Here is a 19,005-nt window from a genome sequence, read left to right on the forward strand (position 1 = left end):
AATTAAGGCTTAAAGTTAAGTTTAAAGTTAAGTTTAAAGTTCAGCTTAAAAGCAGGGTAGAAACAGCTATAAAGTAAATAGGTTTTGAATAGCATGGCTTTGTTGTTGAATATTTTGTTGAGCAAATACGCCCTGAATAACCGCTAGAGAATCCGCACCAGCATTAATAAGTTGCTGGGCATTATTTGCATGGATTCCACCAATGGCCACAATGGGTATATTAAGTTGTTGTTTAGCTAAGGTTAATGTTTCTATATTCGCTTGCGGTGCATTGGGTTTGGTTTTGGATGCAAAGAAACGCCCAAAGGCGACATAGTTTGCTCCGAAATTTTGCATTTTTTTAGCACGATTTAAGTCGTTATAACAACTCACGCCAATAATAGCTTGTGGCCCCAATATTTTTCTGGCAATAGAAATATCCGCATCGTCTTTACCAATATGCACGCCGTGAGCATTTACATTTTTAGCGAGTTGGATATCGTCATTAATAATTAACCAGGCCTGGTAATTTTCACAAAGTGTTTTTAAAAGGCTTGCTAGTTTAGTTTTGGTGGCGATATCGCTTGTTTTATCTCTAAATTGAACCCATTTAGCTCCGCCTTTTAGAGCTTGTTCAACCATGTTAATAAGGGTGTGATGGTTCATTAACTGGGTGTCTGTAATGACATATAAACCTGCAATAGGCGTCATTGAATTAGATGTTTTCATAAAAGGGGTTTAATGATGATTTTGCGTGAATGGCAGGCTAATTTTTTATTTGTGAAGTAAAAAATTAGCCAAAAGTGGTTATCTATTTTGTTTGTAACTTACTTTTTTGAATAAGTTATAGTTGTGGGCTCATCTCTTTAATGCGTTTAGTGACCTTATCAAACTGAACTTCGCCCACTTGTTGGTAAACAATTGTGCCATTAGGTGCAATTAAAAAGCTGGTTGGTGTGAGCATAACATCACCAAAGGCTTTGGCTAATTTACCGTCGCTATCCATAACAAAAGTAAATGGATATGGGTTGGCTTTAATAAACTTTTGCACTTGTTCAGCGGGGTCGTAATTCATAGATATTGCTACTAATTCAAAACGGTCACCTAGGGCTTTTTTCATTTTAGCTAAATCAGGCATTTCTTTGATACAACCAGGACAAGACGTCGCCCAAAAATTAACCAAAACAGGTTTCATGGGTTTATTCAAATGTATGGCTTTACCTTCTGAACTGGTTACTGTTACGTCAGGTGCTGTGCCTAAACCATCTGAAAAAATAGTAAAGTAAACTAAGGTTGCAAGTAAACCTACAACAAAGATTCCAAAAATTTTACTGCCAATGTTTTCCATAATTTTCTCAAAGGGGGTTGTGTAATATGATTATTTTGCCGTTATTATAGCGAATAAGTATAGCTAAATTAGGGCATAAAAAAAGGCCATTAATTATGACCTTTTTTACGGGTTGCTATTAAATCTTACGGAGTTGCTGATAAATAACAACGCTGTAAGTTTCATTGTCAGACTTTTTTCATTATTTTGCGGTAATGGTTTCTACGCCATTTGCTGTTCCACATAAGAAAATATCTGCTTTACGAGCGGCAAATAAACCGTTGGTAACAACGCCAACTATGCCGTTTAGTTCATTTTCCATAGCAACAGGGTCGGTAATTTGTAAACCGTGAACGTCTAAAATAAGGTTGCCATTATCAGTGGTAAAGCCATCACGCAATACAGGTTCGCCGCCAAAACGTTTTACGATTTCACGAGCCACATAGCTACGAGCCATTGGAATAACTTCAATAGGTAATGGAAATTTACCTAAAACATCGACTTTTTTACTGTCATCGGCAATACAAACAAACTGTTTGGCCACGGCAAGTACAATTTTTTCACGCGTTAAAGCGCCACCACCACCTTTGACTAGGTGTAGTTCTGGGTCTGCTTCATCAGCACCATCAATGTAAACAGACATTTCGGGTACTGTATTTAAATCAAATACAGGAATCCCGTGACCTTTTAAACGTTCTGCCGTTGCTTCTGAACTGGCAACCGCACCTTCGATAGTGCTTTTTATTTTAGCAAGTTCGTCAATAAAAAAATTGGCAGTTGATCCAGTTCCTACACCAATAATGGTATCTGGAACAACGTATTCAATAGCGGCTTGAGCCACTTTTTGTTTTAGTTCATCTTGTGTCATGAGAGACCTCTCCTGTATTTATTATATTTTTTGTAACCGATGATTTTAATCAATTGCGTGTAACTTGTATAGGGATATTACGTGTTGTTTAGAATTTCCAACGTTTACTGTGTGGTTCTTTTTAAATAACAAATGAAAATTTTGTTGTGTTTTATCTTCGTCGAATAAAAAAATAACCAGGCCTGGTAAAACCAGTCTGGCTATTTTAAATCGCTTTAATTAATAGAGAAGGGCGTTACTATTTTAAGGTTGGCGAGTCCTGTTTTTTTGGTGGTTTTACAATTAATTCAGGAGGCACAGACCCTTTTGTACGAGGATATTCCTCTACAATCATTCCCGACTGAGAAACATAGTACATATCAGGATAAACGTGTACGGTTTTAAATGTCATTGGCGCAATTTGACGAGATTGTTCGGCAATAGGTTTGCCGCGTGACATATACATACCGCACATGGTCATGCTTTTTTCCACCGTATGTTGAGGAATGTTTTTGTGATCTCGATCACTAAGTTGCGCGCGTAAATCCAGTTCTTTTAGGTGTTCTTTTCGCTCTTTATCAGTCTTTAAGGTTGAATATTCAACACATAAATCAAGTGTAGGCTTATTGGTTAAAGAACCACTGCGGTCTAACACTCTTTTTGCGGCTTCAGTTTTTTCTGCGGCTTGGGCAGATACGGCTAAAGTAGAAGCAATAATTAACCCGATTGCCATAGAGGCTTGCTTTATATTTGTTTTCATAACATTCTTCTATTTTTGACTAATAAATTTAATTTGACCGTGAATTCTAACAGGAAACTTTAAATGAATGCATGGGCTCTTGTTAATGCTCCATCATATGTTCATGTTTCATGTCATGATTATTATGATTATTCATGGGCATTTTGTGATTCATCATCATGCCTTTAATTGATTTTACCGGCATGGCTACCATTTTAGAGCTACCATCTTCAAAGTTTAATTTAACCTTAACTTCTTGACCCATTTTTAATGGGTTATGTGGCCCAATTAACATAATATGTAATCCGCCAGGTTTTAGTTCTGTTTTACCATGAGCTGGGATTTCAATAAATGGAATTTTACGCATACGCATAACACCGTTGTCATTTGTATGGGTATGTAGTTCAACAGTTTTAGCAACCGTTGATTCAGCCGACATAATTTTTAATGCTTTGTTTGAGTGGTTTTCAATGGTCATAAAGCTAGCACTTGCTGGTGCACCAGGAGGTACTTCGCGAGCAAATGGGGCTGAAATCGTGGCGTCTTCAGCCTCATTAGCAAAAGCCGTTAAACTGCTAAAAGAGGTAATAAGGCTTAAAGATAAAATACTAAGTGTTTTTTTCATGATGTATTCCTTTATTGAGAGCTTTACCTAAGATTTGTGCAAAGCTTTCATGGTGATTTATTTTTCATATTCCTGAATGGTTTTTACAAACATATCAGGTGATGTTGCATGTGGAAGTTGTTTTTGTAGTTTTCCGTTTGGATCTACAACATAAGTAAAAGCAGAGTGATCTACAGCGTAGTTACTGCCATTGTTTGGATCATCTACTTTCGCGTAGACAACACCATATTCTTTAGCCACTTTAGCAATGGTTGCGGCATCGCTTGTTAAACCAATCATATTGGCGTCAAAATAATTTACATATTGTTGTAAACGTTTTGGTGTGTCGCGGTCTGGATCAACAGAAACAAAAATAATTTGCAGATTATCTTTTTGTTTTTGCGTTAACTGTTGGTAAGCCATAGAAATATTCCCTAAGTTAGTAGGGCAGATATCTGGGCAGTAAGTATAGCCAAAATACAGTAACACCAGTTTGCCTTTAAAGTCGCTTAACTTGGTTGTTCCGTTAATACCTTGCAAGGCAAAATCACCCCCTTGAGGTTTGTCAGAAGAGATGATTTTTGCATCATTTTTTTGAGGTTGCTTAAAAGGCTGGGCAACCCAGATGGTGCCAAGAATAATACTTAATGCAACAATAAATAATACGACTTTTGTGTTCATTGAAATCTCATTTTAGTTTGTATAAATTTTGCAGTATAGATAAGTCTATTTTGTATTTGGGTAAAGACAATAACGCCACGGATTATTAGCGAGTGGCTTTATTGTGAGACCTTTGACCGAATCATGCAAAGTTCACATTGTATAAAAAATATTATGGCTAAGGTTGACTTAACTCTTAAAATTTAGCATTTAGTTTTGCCCATACAACACGGCCAGGCTCATAGACCTTAAAAGTACTGCCAAAATTGTCTGTGCGGTTAAAATAGGTTTGGTAAGCGTGGTCAAAAATATTGTCTACACCTGCGGATAAGTTAATGTGTTTGTTGATTTTATAATTACCAAATATATCCAATGTACTCCAGGCAGCAGTAGTTAACTCTCCAAATTCATCATTAACCTCATCTTGTGCAGTCGCAAAGTTAAAGCGTGACCCCGCATCCCAATTAGAACCCGCATACTGGGCATATACACTACCAGAAAGCGGCGCAATGTTGCTTAGATTACGATGATCTGTTTCATTTGTTCCATTAGCTAAACTTGCACTACCACCAAGCGTGATGTGTTTTGTCGTTTTAACACTACCAGAACCCTCAAGGCCAAATAATGTTGCGTCTTTATTTAAATAAACAGTTCTATTCGAAGCAGAAATAGAGGCTTGATTGTTACTAGAATCACGCAAAATATAGTCATTTACAACATCATAGTAGGCTGATAATGACCAGTTTGAATCTTTAAGATCTTGTGAAATACCAATATCAAACTGATTGTGTTGTTCAGGTTTTAAGTTTGGATTACCTACCCATGAACCTGTGCCACCTTTTACGATATAAAGTTCAGTTGCATCCGGATAACGGTGTGTGCGGCTTAAAGCTGCAAACACATTTAAATTGTTATTGTAGGTACGTTCATAGCGAATTAAACCATTTAAATTGGCATCATCCGACTTTGTTTCACCGTTATATGTACTTGCGTAAGTTGCTGAATATAAGTTGGTTGCTAAGTTTCCAGTATCCGTTGCTGTGTTGGCTTTATTAGCTTTTGTTTCAACAGAATCATAGCGAAGGCCTAAAATAACTTTTTGGTTGTCTTTAAAGAACGAAGTTGATTCTGCAAAGATACTCTTAGTTTCTGTTTTTACATCAGGCCACATGAACCACATGCTTTTACTGTTTGTGGCGTTTGATAATGTAGACATTTTTTCAACGCCTTCAAACTGAATACCATAATCGAGTTTAGTATGACCAAATAGGCTCGTAGCTTTTATTTTTGCACCCTGAGTTTTAACGTTGGTCACGTTTTCAGACAGCGTGCCAGATGTATTATTCCTTAAGGTGTAATTATCCATAACATGGTCAACTTCTGAATTGTAGAGGTCAACTTCAATATTTTGAATGTTTTCAGACAGATTAGAGCCTTTATAGTTTAAACGAGTGGTTGTACCGTCTGATTTGGGTGAATCCATTGATGAACCAGCAAATAGAGCGTCTTCAACTAAGGTGTTTTCATAAGAGAAACGCAGTTCATTGTTTTCATTAGGTGTCCAACCTAAATCTACATGACCTTGTTGACTTTCGTAGCTTGATTCAACCGTATTGTTATTGCCGTCTTTATAGCTGTCAGCTGATTTTTTTGAACCTTGCAGAACAATGTAACCTTTATCTCCACCAGCTGAAACCGTTGCGTTCATATCTTTAGTCACGCCATTGCTGGTTGTACCTAAATTAATTTCACCGTTATAAGGTTTGCCTTCTTCGAATATAGGTGCATTACGTTCAAATAAAACGGTTCCACCTGTTCCACCAGAACCATAAGTAACCGATTTAATCCCTTTAATAACGGTAACTTCATCAAAACTACTCATTTCAGCATAAGAGGTTGGTGGATCCATGCGGTTAGGGCATCCACCTTCGATCTTAGCACCATCAATCAGTACGTTTAATTGTGAAGCACTTTGACCTCGAATTACTAAGTCTACACCGTGACCACCCATTCGAGATGCATCAACACCTGGTATTTGACGTAAAGTCGACCCTGTTTCTGAATTTCCTGAATCCAATAAAGCATTTGCTTCCACCGTCGTTTGCTGAGTTTGTTCTTTTGTTGTAGAAACATTAATGGGTTCTAAATCTGTAGCAAAGGCATAGCTTGGTGTTAAGCAGGTCGATAGCATTGCAATATGAATTTTTTTTAGTGAAAACATTGGTTAGTGAGCCTCTACGTAAAATTTATGAAATTGAATGAACTGTATTGTAAGTATTGAGAAAATAAAAAACCTTTAATAAAGTAATAAGAATAAGGAGGAATAGTGGCTAAATGCTTAGTAAACTATGAAGTAACTATTACCCGTTGATATGTATCAATAAACGTTTAAAAACCTGATTAAATCGGCTGTTGGTACAGGATTAATAGTATTAATAATATTGAGATTTTGTTCTTTTTGTTAAACATAAATAGACTGAAATATGAATGGAAAAATCTAATAATATGCCCCAATTTTGCCAGGCCTGGGTGCTATAATGATGAACAGTTTTTGATCGTTTTACTGAATTTTTTCTGTTTGCTTTACAGGCTTTGTTGTTTCTGTAATTGTTATACATGGAATCACTGATATGAAAATATTGAATGAAAAACGTGCTAAAAAATACCGCTTATTTTAGGAATGTTAATGCCAGAAGAAATCCTTAGAAGAGTCCTAACGGCTCCCGTTTACGATGTAGCCAAAGAAACACCTCTTGAGATTGCCCCTCTATTATCAAAAAGACTGCAAAACAATATTTGGTTTAAACGTGAAGATTTACAACCTGTATTCTCATTTAAATTACGCGGTGCTTATAACCGAATGGTGCAATTAAGTGATGAAGAGAAAAAGGCAGGGGTTATTGCCGCTTCAGCAGGAAACCATGCTCAAGGGGTTGCTTTAGCCGCCACTAAATTGGGCGTTAAAGCCACGATTGTTATGCCAGAAACCACTCCTCCAATTAAGGTCAATGCAGTCAAAAGCATGGGAGGCAATGTGGTTTTAATTGGTGATTCTTATGATCAAGCGTCTGCACACGCCAAAAAACTGGTTGAGGAACAACGTTTAACTTATATTCATCCCTATGATGATTTAGATGTTATTGCGGGTCAAGGAACCATTGCATTAGAGATGTTACGACAAGTCAGTAAGCCTTTTGATGTTATTTTTGTATGTGTAGGTGGCGGTGGCTTAATTGCGGGCATCGCTTCTGTGATAAAGCAGGTTTCTCCCAAAACACGCATTATTGGCGTAGAGCCAGAAGAAGCCGCTTGCATGACAGAAGCATTAAAAGCCAATAAACGTGTGGTGTTGGATGAAGTAGGCATTTTTGCAGATGGTGTAGCCGTTGCTCAAGTAGGCGAAATACCTTTTAGAATTGCGCAAACCTGTGTTGATGAAATGATTACGGTTTCCACCGATGAAATTTGTGCCGCGGTAAAAGATATTTTTGAAGACACGCGCGCTATTGCTGAGCCAGCAGGGGCTTTAGCGGTTGCAGGTGTTAAAAAGTTTGTAGAAAAGTATCAAGTATCGGGATTGAATATGGCGTCCATAATCAGTGGCGCAAATATGAACTTTGATCGTCTACGACATATTTCTGAAAGAACGGAATTAGGTGAAAAGCGTGAAGCCATTTTTGCGGTTACCATTGATGAAACGCCAGGTAGTTTTAAACAGTTTTGTGAATTATTAGGTAAACGACGTTCTATAACCGAATTTAATTACCGCTATTCTGATAGTCATCATGCCGTTGTTTTTGTTGGGGTGAGAACGGAAGGTGGTAGCCCTGAAAAAGAAGCGATTCTAACCGAATTAAAAAATGCCAATTATCCCGTACAGGATATGACCGATAATGAAATGGCTAAATTGCATTTACGATTTATGGTGGGTGGCCATGCTAATGGTGTGCAAAATGAGTTGTTGTACCGTTTTCAATTTCCAGAACGTCCGGGTGCACTGTTAAACTTTTTAATACATATGAGTGAAGAGTGGAATATTAGTTTATTTCATTACCGTAACCACGGTGCAGCGTATGGTCGTGTTTTAGTTGGGGTTCAAGTGCCGCCAGAACAGCATGCAGACTTTGAAGCCTATTTGCATAGCCTAGGTTATCCTTTTGTGAATGAACAAGATAATGCAGGTTATCAACTGTTTTTGCGCCCGACTAATGATTAAAACAAAACCATTAGTTTAATCTCTTTTACTTTAAACCATGCATAAGTCATGGCTTTTTTATCTTTTAAACAATGAGCTACTTTTGCATGATTATCTCTTGTAAGCTTCTTTTGGTATAGAAAATAGGTTTACCTTTATGATTTGTATTTCTAATCGCCTTTTTTTACCTGATGATGAGGTTGAATTAACCGCTATTCGTTCGCAAGGAGCGGGTGGTCAAAATGTGAATAAAGTGGCGTCAGCAATTCATTTAAGATTTGATATAAATGCCTCATCGCTTCCAGATATGTATAAATTAAAGCTTTTAACTTTACGAGACAAACGTATTAGTAAAGACGGGGTTTTGGTGATTAAGGCGCAGAAGTTTCGAACTCAAGAAAAAAACAGAGATGATGCGATTAAACGATTGATTGATTTGATTAAATCGGTAACGATTGTTGAAAAGAGACGAGTAGCAACTAAGCCAACTAAAGGGTCTAAAACCAGACGTTTAGAAGGTAAGTCAAAACGAAGCCAAATTAAATCTTTGCGTGGAAAGGTCGATTATTAACACGTATTTATAACGAAAGCGTTTTTTAAAATATTTACCCTATAAATGACCAGGCCTGGTAAATACCAGGCCTGTAAAAAACGTTATAAAGACATTTTGAATTAGCTTGCTGTGTTTTCAGCGAGCTGTTTTTCTTTATGTTTACGGGCAATTTCATCCCAATCAATATTGTTACACTCAACGCACTCTTCTTTAAGAATACCTACTATAACCAATAGTGAATGGATTTTACAGCCAACACAAAAGCCAAGCGTTGCTTCAAGCCACATAAAACCAAAGCAAACCCATACCAGTGTTAACGGAATCCAATAAGGTAAGAAGTTGTAGGTTTCTGGTAATAAGGTTGAACCAGCAATGGCATTGACCCATTCTGCAACGGTGCTTGGATTAAAGAATACCAAACATACTAGAATAAACGAAGAACCTAAAGTCCAAGCAAAACGTTTTGGTACAAGAGGCTTCCAAATAGGAGGCACTTTACGAGCTAAAAAAGCAGCAATATAAACGGTTGGTGAGAGTCTTGATGTAAAGACAAACATACCTGCAATCATTTCAAACAGCCCGTAAAAAAGCACACCTGTTTGTAGGGTCCAGTCATAAACGCGTCTTGTTGCTTCTACTTGGTAGATGATTTGATCATCCCAGTTAGTATCGTAGGTATCGACTGCTGTATTTCCATCTACGACCCAATGGCTACCAAAAACGGCATCAAAAAGCGTTATTCCCATAAAAATAGGAATTAATAATAAAATTCCAGCACGAATACGTACTGCAACGTCATTAATATAAAGGGACTGCTCATTAACATCTCTGAACCATAAATTTTTAAACACATCGAGCATGATTTGCTCCTTATTTAACTTAGGTGACAATTTGGTCTAATTGATTTATTAAATATGACCTTATTCATTAGACCGTAGAGTATCTAGAATATTTCGTCTTGGGTCAATTCAGTAAATTTGATACTAAAACAAATTAGTTTTATCTAATATGTTGCAACTTGACTGAATTTGATTTTTAAACGTGTTTAATCAATGTTAATGAGAAACGAATAATTATTTAGGGCTTATTACATCGCAAATATTATGATTTTTTAAATCAATAAAGTTGGGAGGTATTGGCATGAAATTACGTTGTTCCATTTCATTAGTACACGAGTGAGCTTGCATAGCCGTCTTTGAATTAGCCATTTCTTGGCTAAAAGCAATCGCTTTGTTTTGCGCTTCATTGTCTTTGCCTATTCGACATAAGTCGTTAAGCTCATTGCCAATGTTACTGAGTTTGGTTTGGTACTTTAGTAAGGCGATTTCATCAATATGCATTAAACATTCTTGCATTTTGTTCATTTGAGCAATCATTCCTCTCATATTTGGTGTATCTAAACCACTCATATTTTCTGCATAAGATGGTGAAGTTACTCCAAAAGTAATTATAAAAAAAAGAGAGGTCTTTAATAAGGCTTTCATTGTGTGGCTATCTCGGTATTGAGCGTTGATAAACTCGTTAAATTGTAATTGTAGGTTAATGGTTGCTTTGAATTTAGCCTAAGAACATAGCCATATTCATATCATTATTATAGAGAGAGTAAGATGCGTTAACTCTTAAAGCATTATGACAATGTGTCATGAGATAAGATGCTATTTAAGAGTTATTTATATTAAAGAGTAGATTAGTGTTCGTTCAGTAAATCTAATTGACGATCGTTAATGTTTTGATCTTCGTTAATTCGGCTAGAGGTTGGGCCTGTTTGGTTTTTGTATTTGGCGTCTGCACGCTTGTTGTAGGGTTTTAACACGGCACTTGAAAGTGTTTCAAAGTTGATTGCACAAATATCCATACCGGGTTTAAGCGCTAAAGGCAGTTTACCGCTATTAAATATTTCTAACACAATTTGACCGTTCCAACCTGGGTCAATACGGTGGGCCGTAACATGCACCATTAAACCAAGACGAGCTAAACTAGAACGTCCATCAAGCCAGCCGACTAAATCATCAGGAATAATAATGGATTCCATTGTTGCGGCAAGTGCCAGTTCACCTGGGTGTAAAAAGAAGGCTTTATCATCCGGGATTAAAATTTCATCTCCCATAATGCTGTCCATAATTTTTTGAACTTCGTCTTTTGGACCACTTAAATCGATATACGGTGCGGTATGATCATTAAAAACTCTAAAGCGATTATCTAGACGTAAATCAACACTAATGCCTTTGATTTTTTCAGGGCCTGGTTCTGGGCTAATGGCTATTTTGCCAACTTTAAGGTGTTGAATGATGTCTTTATCGCTTAATTTCATAATGTTTTATTCACAATAGTTTAGGGGGCTCTGCTAAAGACAGAGTTATGGTTTTTTCATCTTTATTTAGAATGCGTATTTTACCTGGAAAATAATTATATTTTGGTAATAACCACAACTCAATATTTACGTGTTGACTGCTAAAGCTATATTTAACCGCATCAAGCGGGTCGTCAGAGAATTCTAAATCAACATAGGCTTGTTTGTCAGTGTTTTCATGCATTAAGGTATCTTGAAAGTTACTATCTTGCAGAGTGAAGTTGTTTACCGGTTGTTTATTTATTACGGCATGTTGAATGGCATAGGCAATAGAAACGCTGTCAAATGTCTTGCCGGTCATCAACCATTGACGGTTTTTTTCTGGACAGTTAATCATGCCGGTTTCTGGCTGGTAAATAAGGTTAAGGTTTTTCTCTTTTGCTTTATTGTCTTTGTAACTAATACCAAGTTTGTGATAACTCACCCAGTTTAATTGATTGTTTTTTTGCGTTAACTTGATGGTTTCATGTGACGAATCTTTAAAAAAAGCCGCCGCTAAACCAGAAGGTTTAGCGTCACTGCTTAAGGTACAATTGTGGTCTTTACAAATAAAACGCTGTTTGGCTTGACCAAGCGTAAAACCTAATGCTTCAACATCAAATACGGCTTTAAAATTTGGTAAATCAGTGGCATGCGCAGGCTGAACTAATAATAGACTGAATAAAAATAAGCCAGTTGATGCTATGAATCTATGACTTACTTTGATTAGCTTTTGTACTTTAGCATTCGTTGTCAGTGTTTCAGTGAACATAAAATCTCCATTTGCCTTTCGCAGTTGAAAATTACCTAGATCAAAAGCAGTCTTAATTAAGGGTGTTTAACAATATTGGGTTATTAAGAGAAACTTGATTTAACCAGGCCTGGTTATTTTTTAATATGAGTTTATCTGTAACAAACCATTCTACCACTAGAGGATAAGCAATATGTTCTTGAGTATGGATTTTAGCCGCAAGCGTCTCTTCTGTATCGTTTGCTTCAATATCCACTTCGGCTTGTAAGATAACTGGGCCACCATCCAATTCTGCAGTAACAAAATGAATGCTTAATCCGTGTTTTGTATCGCCAGCCTCTAAAGCACGTTGATGGGTGTGTAATCCCGTATATTTGGGGAGTAAAGAAGGGTGGATATTGAGCATTTTTCCTAAAAAGTGTGCTGTAAATTCGGTTGTTAATATTCGCATAAAACCAGCGAGTACTAATAAGTCGATATTGGCTGAATCAATTACGGTTTGTAATGCACAATCAAATGCTTCACGAGAGTCATACTTTTTGTGGTCAATGACTTGGGTTGGGATATTCGCTTTTTTAGCTCGAGTAATGCCATAAGCATCTGGACGATTGGATACGACTAAAGCAATTTGATATAAATCAGCATGTTCTTTTTGGTGATTGATAATCGCTTGTAAATTTGAGCCACTGCCGGAGATAAGTACGGCAATTTTTTTAGGTGTGTTGCGGTTTGATGGCATATTGAATGACTTTAAAAATAAATGTTTAAATCAGACGTTTAAATCAAAAGTTTAAACCAGCTAAGTAGCTTATTGGTAGATAGCTTGGTTATATATTGATAAAAGCTGAATAATGCGAGTAGTTTGATAATATAAAAGGTTAATAGTTAAAAGCAGCAAAAGAGATTTGCTTACTTTTAACTATTAACCCTAACTCTTTAAAAGAGAGTTAAGGATTATTGTTTTAAGTTAAGCTTGTACTAATTTAACGGTTGGTTCAGATTGATCAGAAGCTTCAATTTGACCAATTACCGATACGGTTTCGCCAGCGTTGCTTAAGATTTCAATTGCTTTATCTTGTTCAGCGGCATCAACCACAATCACTAAACCAATACCGCAGTTTAATGTACGGTGCATTTCTTCAAATTCAACGTTACCATTGGCTTGAATCCAATCAAAAACAGCAGGGCGTTTCCAGCTATTGGTATTAATATTGGCAGAAGTGTTTTTAGGCATAACACGTGGTAAGTTTTCTAGTAAGCCGCCACCAGTAATATGAGATACCGCATGAATATCAACCGATTTCATTAATTCTAATAAAGATTTAACGTAAATTTTAGTGGGTGCCATTAAAGCATCAATCAGTGGTTGCCCATCCATATCCATTTGTAAGTCAGCGTCGCTCACTTCTAAAATTTTGCGAATTAATGAATAGCCATTTGAATGTGGCCCTGTTGACGCTAAACCAAGCATAACGTCACCAGCTTTTACTTTGGTACCGTCAATCAGGTCTGATTTTTCAACAATACCGACACAGAAACCGGCAAGATCATAATCTCCATCAGGATACATGCCTGGCATTTCAGCGGTTTCACCACCAATTAATGCACAACCTGATTGTAAGCAACCTTCGCCAATTCCTTTTACAACGTCAGTGGCTACGGGTAGATCTAATTTACCTGTTGCGTAGTAATCTAAAAAGAATAATGGTTCAGCACCTTGAACAATTAAGTCGTTTACACACATGGCTACTAAGTCGATACCAACTTTGTCATGTTTACCGCTATCAATTGCAAGGCGTAGTTTTGTACCAACACCATCTGTACCAGAAACTAAAATTGGATTTTTATACTTACTCATGTCCAATTCAAATAGAGCACCAAAACCACCTAAAGAAGAAGGAACTTCTGGGCGAGTTGTTGCTTTAGCAATGGGTTTAATGGCTTCAACTAATGCGTTACCTGCATCAATATCAACACCAGCGTCTTTATAACTAATGGATTGTTTATTTGTTGTCATAATCTCGAATCTGTCATCTATCGGTTTAAAATGAATTTGGTTACAGTGCTAATTGGTCATAGCACTTAATAACTATTAAGCAGTAGTATTTCGTAATTTTTACCGATTATCCCATTTTAAAATGGACAAACCTTGAAAAAAGGTGACCATCTTGGGTAAAAGTCTATACTGAGTTTACGAAAAAATATTATGATATTGTAACGAAATTTTGCGGGTCTTATATGAGAAGTTTTCACCAATTATTGGTAATAGTAAGTTTGTTGGTTATGTCTTTTAGTTCTTGGGCTAACAGTTCGGTCATGCCACAAAGCTTTTTTAGCGTAACGTTGCCGTATGACGAAGAGTTAGACGGGGTTAAAAATGCCACTCAAAATGCACTTTTATCACAAAAGGCACAGCAGGGGATGCGTACACTTTTAATGCGTTTAACAGGGCAAAAAAGGTTAGTTGACTCTAAGGTGGGGCAAGATTTTATTCAACATGCAAACAGTTGGTTGGCAAGTTATAACTTTAAAGCTAGGCAAGAAGATGGCGTAACGGTTGGACAAAATGTTGAACTGAATTTTGATGAGGCAGGGTTAAAAAAATCATTTGCAGAACGTCATATTAAGCTTTGGTCTGCCTTTGAAAGACCTAAAACCTTAGTGATGGGTTCATTTGTTCAACAAGGTCAGTTGGTTAAACTGAATACTGAAATTTTAGATTACCGTGTGGATGTTGATTACAGAGATTATCCTAAAACATTAGGTTTACCGGTATCTGTACCAGATGATAATAATAACTGGATTTACCCTGTAGACCCTGAGCATGGTTATGCCAGAATTCAAGAAGTGTTATTAACAAGTTCTCAACAAAATTTATTGAGCTTTAAGTTACTTGCTAAAGGTAAAGGTCAATACGAATTAGCGTGGTACCTTTTTAATGTTTCAGGTAAAACACTTGCAAATGGGGATGATGTAGGGACTGACCGTCAATTATTAATGCAACAGATGTTTGATTCTGTGATGCAACAATATGTTAAGTTAGCGGCGGTTAAAAATATTCGTAAAAATTACATCTTAATTAACGTCAATAATCTCTCTTATGCTGACCAAGTAAACCAGTTAGCGCAAGACTTAAAATCACAACAACCTATGATTAGAACCGCTAAATTAGTGAGTTTATCAGCAGGTAATGCCACGTTTGATATTGAATATCAAGGTGATGTTCAAAGTGTTTTAGACTGGCTAAAGAATTGGAATAAAGTTCAATTTATTGATTTATCTGAAGGTACTCAAGAAATTGAATTAAATGCCATAACAGAAAACTTTAAGCCACAATTTCAAATAAAAACCGAGCCTGTTAATCAGTCGGATAGATAAAAGGTTCGTAAATGTTTGTACAAATGCCCCTAAAAATAGGGCTTAGAGATGATGCCTGTTTTCAAACGTTTGTGACAGAACAAGAGTCACTTGCCGTTGCTTTAAACAGTTTGCAAAATGCATTATTAAAAGACAGTGGTAGTGCTTTTTATTTATATGGTAAAAGCGGTGTAGGTAAAACACATTTGCTGCAAGCCGCATGTCGTTTTATTACTGAAAAAGAAAAAGCCAGCGTGTATCTGCCAATGAGTGATACTGGCTTGCCATTAATTCCAGATGTATTGCATGGTTTAGAGCAAACCCCGCTGGTATGTTTGGATGATATGAATCATTTAATTGGTAATGAAAAGTGGGAAATCGCTTTAGCTAACTTACTAACAAAATCAAGTGTGCAGGGACATACCATTATTATTTCGGGTGAAAGAGCCATTAATGACTGGGATATCCGTACTCAAGAATTGGCTAAAGCATTGATGAATGTATTGCCAATACATATGTATGGCTTAGAAGAAAAAGATGAAGTCATTGAAGCGTTAAAACGCCACAGTACAAAGATGGGGTTTGATTTACCCAATGAAGTCGGTAATTTTTTGGTTAAGCAGTTTTCATCCGATTTACAAGAATTACTCGCTGTATTAAAACTATTAGAGCAAGCAACACTGGTTGAAAAAAGACGTTTAACATTACCTTTTGTTAAACAGGTGTTAAAACAAGTTTAAGAAACCCTATTTACCCGATAACTGAACAAGGAAAAAATATGAAAATTCAAAAAACACTATTAGCGACGCTTTTTATTGCAATGAGTTTTATGGTGGCAACGACGTCTGCCTATGCTAAAGAGCAACCTAGTGATATTGAGTTTGTAGACTTGGACGGTAAGGTATCGCATTTGTCAGATTATAAAGGCAAATGGGTTATTGTGAATCTTTGGGCAACTTGGTGTCCGCCTTGTTTAGTTGAAATTCCAGACTTAGTTATGTTTCAAGAAGATCATAAAGGTAAAGATGCCGTTGTTATAGGCGTAAACTACGAAGCGGGTGATACTGAAAAAGTAAAAAACTTTGCCAAATCCCAAATGATAAATTATCCTATTGTACGTTTTAAACATAAAGTGGATGGTAAAACTACTCCATTTGGTGATTTGAAAGGCTTGCCAACAACCTATATGGTGACCCCAAAAGGCGATATTGTAGCGGCAAGAGTAGGAATGGTTGACCAGAAGATGTTAGATACTTTTATGAAAAGATATACATCGATGGAAGCTGAAAAAAAGAAATAAAAAAATATAAAAAAATGAAACTCGTTATTCGATGTGATTAACGTTGCATCAGTGACGGTTGAATTTAAAAAAATAAAAATAAAAGAGCGAGATCATGATGTTTAAAAGAAGTTCTATTAAAATTCCCCACTTGTTAAGTTTATTATTAACTAGCCTATTACTTATCGCCAGTCACCAAGCCTTAGCCGCAGACAATGCCTTTTTTGATGAAACATTTGGTAATTATCAAGATGAACTAGAAACCGCTAAAGAAGATGGTAAAAAAGGCGTGTTTATCTTCTTTCATATGGACGATTGTCCATTTTGTCACCGTATGCAAGAAACCTTTATGAAAGACCCTGATGTGATTAAATTATATAAAGATAATTTTATTACGTTAATGCATGACATTGAGGGCAGTAATGAAATTACAGATTTTGATGGTAAAACGGGTACGGCACAAGATATCGCAGAAAAAAAATATCGTGTAAGAGCAACGCCTGTAATGATGATTTTTGATTTACAAGGTAAGCCGATGGTCAGATATACTGGTCCAACTCGCACAAAAGAAGAGTTTAAATGGTTAGCGGATTATGTTATTGACGGAAGTTACAAAAAACAGTCATTTACCGCATATAAAAGAGCTCGTAAAAAAGCAAAAGGTGAATAGCTAATTCGAGTTGCATATCATTTAAATTAGATAGTATTGCGTGATGTTTCTAAAATCAAAACGTAGTGCTATTGCTTAATATAGAAAAAACGGCAATATTAGAACTGTAAATTCATTAAAGAATGCCTGTTTAATTTTTGTGTTAAGTTACAATTTGAGGTTTTAAAATTGATTTCCAAGCCTATTAAACAAACGTATAAAAGCCACGGTGCTTTTAATCATGTTAATCAAACAAACCACGCTAAATCTGTTTTTTCCATAACTGACTTACCGTCGCAGTTCAAAAAAACATCTGTTGCTGCTTTGCTTTTAACCGCCACAATGGCCTACTGTTCTGGTGCTCAAGCAGAAACAGAAAAGACAGATTCAACTAAAACATCCCCAACTGAACAAGCAATCGCTAAACCAAAAGCCCCTAGCTTACCAGCCACTCTTGACTTAAACGTATTACTAAAATCTTTTGCAGATAAATCGCCTGAAATTGCAATGCAAATGGCTAATATTGATTTTGCAAAAGCAAACGTTGAAGGTAATCAAGTCAATAATAGTTGGCAGGCAAATTTAGAAGGGCGCTTAGGGCGTAGAGATTATGCCGAAAAAGATGAAGATTTTAATTTATTAGCCTTACATGTGGGTAAAGTTATTTACGATTTTGATCGCTCAGACAGTCAGTTAGAGTCCGACAAGTTTTTACTAGGACAGCAAACTGAAATACTAAAAATGGTTGAAAATAACCAGCGTTTAAATGTTGTAAAAGCGTACTTAAATGTATTGTTGGCTGACTTTCAATATCGTATAGATAATGAACAAATGGCAATTGACTATGTAAGTTATGATGATTTGAAAGATAAGCATAGTGTGGGTCAAGTCTCTGATGTAGATCTACTTGCCGGTCAGCAAAGTTATCAAAAAGCATTAGTTAAACGCCAACAAGCTGAACAACATCAGTTACAAACACGTATTGAACTTGCTAATGTTATTGGATTGCCTGATGCAAGACCTGATGAATTGAAATTCCCAGATCTAAAAAGTTTTGATTTACGTTCGAGCAAAAATCTTAAATTAGAGGATGTGCAAAAACAAGTATTAGCAAATAATCCTCAGTTAATCGCCTTAAAGCAAGCGCAGCAATCGGAAATTTACGCTTTGAAAAATGCAAAAAACACCTCTTTACCCACGGTAAGAGCTGATGCATGGGTCGGGTCCTTGTCTAGTTATCCTGAAATACGTGAAGGTAACTGGAGAGCAGAAATTTCGGTTGATGTGCCTTTGTATGATGGTGGGGCTAAAAGTTCTGCCATGGGTAAAGCACAAGCTAATTTAAATAAAATAAAAGCTAAAATTCAAAAACTAGAACAGTCGTTGAGAACTCGAGTAGCTGATATTTATTTTAAAATAAAGATGTTAGGTGCAGAGAAAGAGCAACATAAGATTTTTGGTGATTATGCTGATTTGTATTTAGACTATAGTCGTGCGTTATATGAAAATGAAAGCACTACTGATTTAGGCGATTCCATGGTTCGTTTGTCAGAATCAAATTATGAAACGGTTGAATGGCAGTTTAAACAAGCTTTATTATGGCTAGAATTAGATTATTTACAGGGTAAAAAAGTAGATTTAGCCACATCTACTGATGCTAAATCTAAGTAATTGGCTAAACGGAATGCTTTACCTGAATGTGTTAACTCAACAGGTTTTCAACATTTAAAGACAGT

20 protein-coding genes are annotated in these 19,005 nt (G+C 36.4%); 7 read left to right on the plus strand and 13 right to left on the minus strand.

Features of this window, described 5'->3' with window-relative positions:
- Nucleotides 1-66: 66 nt before the first annotated feature.
- The 7 genes from thiE to ACYQ0E_RS05335 form a co-directional block, all read right to left on the minus strand.
- A complete protein-coding gene (thiE, locus tag ACYQ0E_RS05305) occupies nucleotides 67-708 on the minus strand; it encodes a thiamine phosphate synthase (protein WP_460187202.1) in 642 nt (213 codons plus the stop codon).
- A 115-nt stretch (nucleotides 709-823) separates the two neighbouring features.
- The gene (locus ACYQ0E_RS05310; RefSeq protein WP_460187203.1) at nucleotides 824-1,327 is read right to left on the minus strand and encodes a peroxiredoxin family protein; all 504 of its coding nucleotides are present in this window, start codon (nucleotides 1,325-1,327) and stop codon (nucleotides 824-826) included.
- A gap of 181 nt (nucleotides 1,328-1,508) precedes the next feature.
- Nucleotides 1,509-2,174 (minus strand): ribose-5-phosphate isomerase RpiA, encoded by a 666-nt coding sequence (rpiA, locus tag ACYQ0E_RS05315; RefSeq protein WP_460187204.1) that lies wholly within the window; start codon nucleotides 2,172-2,174, stop codon nucleotides 1,509-1,511.
- Between the two features lie 238 nt (nucleotides 2,175-2,412).
- Nucleotides 2,413-2,913 (minus strand): hypothetical protein, encoded by a 501-nt coding sequence (locus ACYQ0E_RS05320; RefSeq protein ID WP_460187205.1) that lies wholly within the window; start codon nucleotides 2,911-2,913, stop codon nucleotides 2,413-2,415.
- An 82-nt stretch (nucleotides 2,914-2,995) separates the two neighbouring features.
- Nucleotides 2,996-3,517 (minus strand): copper chaperone PCu(A)C, encoded by a 522-nt coding sequence (locus tag ACYQ0E_RS05325; protein ID WP_460187206.1) that lies wholly within the window; start codon nucleotides 3,515-3,517, stop codon nucleotides 2,996-2,998.
- A gap of 57 nt (nucleotides 3,518-3,574) precedes the next feature.
- The gene (locus tag ACYQ0E_RS05330) at nucleotides 3,575-4,177 is read right to left on the minus strand and encodes an SCO family protein (RefSeq protein ID WP_460187207.1); all 603 of its coding nucleotides are present in this window, start codon (nucleotides 4,175-4,177) and stop codon (nucleotides 3,575-3,577) included.
- 175 nt (nucleotides 4,178-4,352) lie between these two features.
- On the minus strand, nucleotides 4,353-6,377 hold the full coding sequence (locus ACYQ0E_RS05335; RefSeq protein ID WP_460187208.1) for a TonB-dependent receptor domain-containing protein: 2,025 nt from the start codon (nucleotides 6,375-6,377) through the stop codon (nucleotides 4,353-4,355).
- Nucleotides 6,378-6,842: 465 nt separating this feature from the next.
- Between ACYQ0E_RS05335 and ilvA the strand changes: the two genes are divergently transcribed.
- Entirely contained in the window at nucleotides 6,843-8,372 is a 1,530-nt protein-coding gene (ilvA, locus tag ACYQ0E_RS05340; protein WP_460187209.1) for a threonine ammonia-lyase, biosynthetic, read from the plus strand.
- A gap of 136 nt (nucleotides 8,373-8,508) precedes the next feature.
- Nucleotides 8,509-8,922 (plus strand): alternative ribosome rescue aminoacyl-tRNA hydrolase ArfB, encoded by a 414-nt coding sequence (arfB, locus tag ACYQ0E_RS05345; protein ID WP_460187210.1) that lies wholly within the window; start codon nucleotides 8,509-8,511, stop codon nucleotides 8,920-8,922.
- Between the two features lie 101 nt (nucleotides 8,923-9,023).
- Here arfB and ACYQ0E_RS05350 read toward each other — a convergent pair whose 3' ends face one another.
- The 6 genes from ACYQ0E_RS05350 to purM form a co-directional block, all read right to left on the minus strand.
- Entirely contained in the window at nucleotides 9,024-9,764 is a 741-nt protein-coding gene (locus ACYQ0E_RS05350; RefSeq protein WP_460187211.1) for a DUF4395 domain-containing protein, read from the minus strand.
- Nucleotides 9,765-9,977: 213 nt separating this feature from the next.
- Nucleotides 9,978-10,313 (minus strand): hypothetical protein, encoded by a 336-nt coding sequence (locus ACYQ0E_RS05355; RefSeq protein ID WP_460187212.1) that lies wholly within the window; start codon nucleotides 10,311-10,313, stop codon nucleotides 9,978-9,980.
- 278 nt (nucleotides 10,314-10,591) lie between these two features.
- Complete coding sequence (dcd, locus tag ACYQ0E_RS05360; RefSeq protein WP_460187213.1) at nucleotides 10,592-11,215, minus strand: dCTP deaminase; 624 nt, start codon at nucleotides 11,213-11,215, stop codon at nucleotides 10,592-10,594.
- 10 nt (nucleotides 11,216-11,225) lie between these two features.
- On the minus strand, nucleotides 11,226-12,005 hold the full coding sequence (locus ACYQ0E_RS05365) for a hypothetical protein (protein ID WP_460187214.1): 780 nt from the start codon (nucleotides 12,003-12,005) through the stop codon (nucleotides 11,226-11,228).
- A 52-nt stretch (nucleotides 12,006-12,057) separates the two neighbouring features.
- Nucleotides 12,058-12,723: a phosphoribosylglycinamide formyltransferase gene (purN, locus tag ACYQ0E_RS05370; RefSeq protein ID WP_460187215.1), complete on the minus strand. Its 666-nt coding sequence runs from the start codon at nucleotides 12,721-12,723 to the stop codon at nucleotides 12,058-12,060.
- Nucleotides 12,724-12,951: 228 nt separating this feature from the next.
- Nucleotides 12,952-14,001 carry a phosphoribosylformylglycinamidine cyclo-ligase gene (purM, locus tag ACYQ0E_RS05375; protein WP_460187216.1) on the minus strand — a complete coding sequence of 350 codons (1,050 nt, stop codon included), beginning with the start codon at nucleotides 13,999-14,001 and terminating at the stop codon, nucleotides 12,952-12,954.
- Between the two features lie 266 nt (nucleotides 14,002-14,267).
- On the opposite strand from purM, the gene ACYQ0E_RS05380 reads away from it, so the two are divergent.
- The 5 genes from ACYQ0E_RS05380 to ACYQ0E_RS05400 all read left to right on the plus strand — a co-directional run bounded on the left by ACYQ0E_RS05380 (nucleotide 14,268) and on the right by ACYQ0E_RS05400 (nucleotide 18,940).
- Nucleotides 14,268-15,362, plus strand: a complete 1,095-nt coding sequence (locus tag ACYQ0E_RS05380; protein ID WP_460187217.1) for a DUF2066 domain-containing protein — start codon at nucleotides 14,268-14,270, stop codon at nucleotides 15,360-15,362.
- 11 nt (nucleotides 15,363-15,373) lie between these two features.
- Nucleotides 15,374-16,081, plus strand: a complete 708-nt coding sequence (gene hda / locus ACYQ0E_RS05385; RefSeq protein WP_460187218.1) for a DnaA regulatory inactivator Hda — start codon at nucleotides 15,374-15,376, stop codon at nucleotides 16,079-16,081.
- 38 nt (nucleotides 16,082-16,119) lie between these two features.
- Entirely contained in the window at nucleotides 16,120-16,641 is a 522-nt protein-coding gene (locus ACYQ0E_RS05390; RefSeq protein ID WP_460187219.1) for a TlpA disulfide reductase family protein, read from the plus strand.
- 94 nt (nucleotides 16,642-16,735) lie between these two features.
- Nucleotides 16,736-17,290 carry a thioredoxin family protein gene (locus tag ACYQ0E_RS05395; protein WP_460187220.1) on the plus strand — a complete coding sequence of 185 codons (555 nt, stop codon included), beginning with the start codon at nucleotides 16,736-16,738 and terminating at the stop codon, nucleotides 17,288-17,290.
- Nucleotides 17,291-17,458: 168 nt separating this feature from the next.
- Complete coding sequence (locus ACYQ0E_RS05400) at nucleotides 17,459-18,940, plus strand: TolC family protein (protein ID WP_460187221.1); 1,482 nt, start codon at nucleotides 17,459-17,461, stop codon at nucleotides 18,938-18,940.
- Nucleotides 18,941-19,005: the final 65 nt, after the last annotated feature.

Source organism: Thiomicrorhabdus hydrogeniphila (assembly GCF_054656895.1).